Raw genomic sequence first — 931 nt, forward strand, 5'->3', positions numbered from 1 at the left:
TGGCCCGATCAGGCCGCAGACTGAACGGGGGTTCTGTTCCAATCCCAAGGCAGCAGCTCATTGAGCTGACCTTGAGGGGTGCTGGCGATGCGGGCCAAGACGTCCGCCAGCCAGGCTTGCGGATCGACGTCATTGAGCTTTGCCGTCATGATTAGCGTCGCCATGGTGGCGGCGCGGTCGGCACCACGTTCGGAGCCGGCGAAGAGCCATGACTTGCGGCCGAGGGCAAAGCCGCGCAGCGCGCGCTCCGCCGCATTGTTTGTCAGGCAGATCCGCCCATCATCGATGAAGCGAGCAAACCGGTCCCAGCGGCGCAGCATGTAGTCGATTGGCTTGGCGACCGCGGACGAGTTTGACAGCCGGGCACGCTGCTCGCGGAGCCATGCTTCCAATGCCGTCAAAGGCGGAGCGCTTTGCTCCTTGCGCATGCGCAGACGCTCTTCGGCGCTTTGGCCGTTGATGCTGCGCTCAATATCGAACAGTGCATCGAAGCGCTTGACCGCCTCCAGGGCAATCGGCGAGATCGCTGCGGCATTCTTGTCGCGCCTCGCATTGGCCGCGATGTCCGCCAGCTCGAAGAACTGGCGCCTGGCGTGGGCCCAACAGAGTGCGGACGTGATCGGCCCCTGCGCGCGCGAGGCGTCATACAGCTCGTTGTAGCCGCTATAGGCGTCGGCCTGCAGGATGCCGGAGAAGCTTTGGAGATGCCGTGTAGGATGCTCCTGCCGCCGGTCGCGCGAGGCGTAATAGAGCGCGGCCGGCGGCGCCCGTCCGCCAAACGGCCGATCGTCGCGAACGTAGGTCCAGATATGTCCCTTGACCGTCTGGCCCTTGGCCAGGATCGGCACCGTGGTGTCATCGCCATGCAGTCGCTCGGCGGAGAGGACGTGACGCTCGATCAGCCGATAAAGCGGCTGCAGGGCCACCGCAC

1 protein-coding gene is annotated in these 931 nt (G+C 65.1%); it reads right to left on the minus strand.

The genetic code is table 11. The features are described 5' to 3' along the window. Positions 1-8 precede the first annotated feature (8 nt). The coding region (gene tnpC, locus XH98_RS12945) for an IS66 family transposase (RefSeq protein WP_271618812.1) at positions 9-931 on the minus strand (923 nt) is incomplete at its 5' end.

The sequence above is a fragment of the Bradyrhizobium sp. CCBAU 51745 genome, assembly GCF_028128715.1.
Classification (GTDB): domain Bacteria; phylum Pseudomonadota; class Alphaproteobacteria; order Rhizobiales; family Xanthobacteraceae; genus Bradyrhizobium; species Bradyrhizobium manausense.